This is a genomic window from Paraburkholderia sp., assembly GCF_026225065.1.
Taxonomy (GTDB): Bacteria; Pseudomonadota; Gammaproteobacteria; order Burkholderiales; family Burkholderiaceae; genus Paraburkholderia.
The window spans coordinates 1-2,166 of sequence record NZ_JAMFSB010000128.1; the positions used below are offsets into that span (position 1 = coordinate 1).

Sequence of the window (2,166 nt, forward strand, 5' to 3'; positions counted from 1 at the left end):
GCTCGCGTGTTCGTTGAGATTCAGCAGGGCGTTCCAGATGGCATGCGTGTGGACGAGTACGGAAACCTCTGGACCAGTGCGCTCGACGGCGTGCATTGCTACGCGCCGGACGGCACGCTGCTCGGGAAGATCCTGTTGCCGGAGGTGGTGGCTAATCTGACCTTCGGTGGCCTGCATCGCAATCGTCTGTTCATCGCCGCGAATACTTCGCTGTACTCGCTTTATGTCGCCGTGCGTGGCGCAGCGACGTGATCGCCGAGCCGCTCGGCGCTGGCGCGCAGGATCGCAATGAACTCCTGAGTGGGCTGCGACGGAATTTCGTTCTTGCGGGTGATGACGCCATAGTTCGACATGGTGCGCCGGATTGGCACGACGAGTTGGCCGAGCAGGCCGTTCCTGACGTACTTCTCGACGGCGGCGCGCGGCTGCAGCGAAATCATGTCGGTGGCCTGCAGCAGTTCGAGCGTCGAGAAGATCGATGGGGTTTCGACCATGCCAACAGGCGCTTGCATCCCGGCAGCGGCGAAGGTCTCGTCGAACAGGTGGCGGATCGCCGTGGCGGGCGGATAGAGAATCCACGGCCAGGCACCGAGGTCGGCGATCTCGAGAGACGCCTGTTGGAGCAGCGGATGATGCCGTCCGACGACGACCCACACCGGTTCCGCGGACAGGTCTTCGAAGTTGAAGAGCATCTCCTGACGCGCTTCGGTCAGACGGCCGATCATCAGGTCGAGTTTTTTCTCTTCGAGCCAGAGCGCCAACTGGTCACTGCTCTGTTCGATCAGCCTGACGATGAGCCGCGGCCGCTGCTGCTGGATTTCCTTGATCGCGACGGTGACGACCTGCGCGGTTGATGCGGTGATGGCGCCGATCGCGAGGTGGCCGTAGCCGCCGCTCCTCATGGTGGAGAACTCGCTGGTGAACTTGCCCAGATCGGCCACGGCGGCACTCGCATAGCGCAAGGACAGCATACCGAGATCGGTGGGCCGCATTTCCCGTGGCAAACGCTCAAACAACTGCGCGCCGAACATGGACTCGATATCGCCCAGTATCTTCGTCGCAGCGGGTTGGGTCATATGCATTTGCTCGGCCGCGATGCGCAGATTGTGCGTGCGTCCGAGGATATCGAGCAGCTGGAGATGCTTGAAACGTAGTCGGCTCAGCACACTCGGAGGAGGCACAGCGGGCGATCTGGACATAGGGTAAGCACCGATTAGCTCATAACCATTTGGAATCGATTGTACTCAAGGTGCGATTGGAAGTTTGGGAGGGGCAGGCTTAGAGTGGCCTGTTGCCCTGGTGGCTTTAAAGAACTGGAGAAATCATCATGACGTTCGAGGCTGAAAATACCGCGGCCGGATCCGTTGGCAATGCGTCGGCAAGTGCAGAGCCGGTGGTGCGGCTGCATCCGCAGGACGACGTGGTGATCGCGCGGTACCAGTTGGTCGCGGGCGCGCAGATTGGCGGCGGACTTGCGGTGCGCGGTCTGATCCCCGCGGGTCACAAGGTGGCCGTACGTGCAATTGAAACGGGCGCGCCGGTGCGTCGTTATGGGCAGATCATTGGCTTTGCGAGCCGCCCGATCGAAGCGGGCGAGCACGTCCATATGCAGAATCTGTCGATGGGACAATTCGATCGCGACTACGCATATGGCGCCGATGCGAAGCCGCTGGAACCGCAGACGAAAACCGCGCGCTTCATGGGGATCGTGCGCGCCGACGGACGTGTCGCGACCCGCAACTACATTGGCATTCTGACCTCGGTGAATTGCTCGGCGACCGCAGCGCGCGCGATAGCCGACTATTTTCGGCGCGATATCCATCCCGATGCGCTTGCGGCATTTCCAAACGTGGACGGCGTCGTCGCCTTGACGCATGGCCAGGGTTGTGCGGTCGATGCCGAAGGCGAAGCGCTTGGCCTGATTCGCCGCACGCTGGGCGGCTACGCGCGGCATCCGAACTTCGCCGCAGTGTTGATTGTGGGCCTCGGTTGCGAGACGAACCAGATCGAAGGCCTCTTGCGTAGCCAAAGCCTGACGCCAGGCGCCGCACTCAAAACGATGACGATCCAGGCCACTGGCGGCACCGCGCGCACGGTGGCCGCGGGAATCGAAACGGTCAAGGCGATGCTTGTCGAAGCGAATCAGGTGCAGCGCGAACCGGTCGA

At 62.0% G+C, this 2,166-nt stretch carries 3 protein-coding genes; 2 read left to right on the forward strand and 1 reads right to left on the reverse strand.

The features are described from left to right. Nucleotides 1-252, forward strand: a 252-nt coding sequence (locus tag M0954_RS10250; RefSeq protein ID WP_297353019.1) for an SMP-30/gluconolactonase/LRE family protein, incomplete at its 5' end; no start/stop codon positions are given. Here M0954_RS10250 and M0954_RS10255 read toward each other — a convergent pair. Next, nucleotides 222-1,199 carry a LysR family transcriptional regulator gene (locus tag M0954_RS10255; protein ID WP_297353021.1) on the reverse strand — a complete coding sequence of 326 codons (978 nt, stop codon included), beginning with the start codon at nucleotides 1,197-1,199 and terminating at the stop codon, nucleotides 222-224. The genes M0954_RS10250 and M0954_RS10255 overlap by 31 nt on opposite strands. Before the next feature lie 128 nt (nucleotides 1,200-1,327). On the opposite strand from M0954_RS10255, the gene M0954_RS10260 reads away from it, so the two are divergent. Continuing rightward, nucleotides 1,328-2,166, forward strand: an 839-nt coding sequence (locus M0954_RS10260) for a UxaA family hydrolase (protein WP_297353023.1), incomplete at its 3' end; no start/stop codon positions are given.

Coding starts and splice junctions, on each gene's coding strand:
- M0954_RS10255 (WP_297353021.1), bottom strand. CDS start 1,199: ATGTCCAGATCGCCCGCTGTGCCTCCTCCGAGTGTGCTGAGCCGACTA.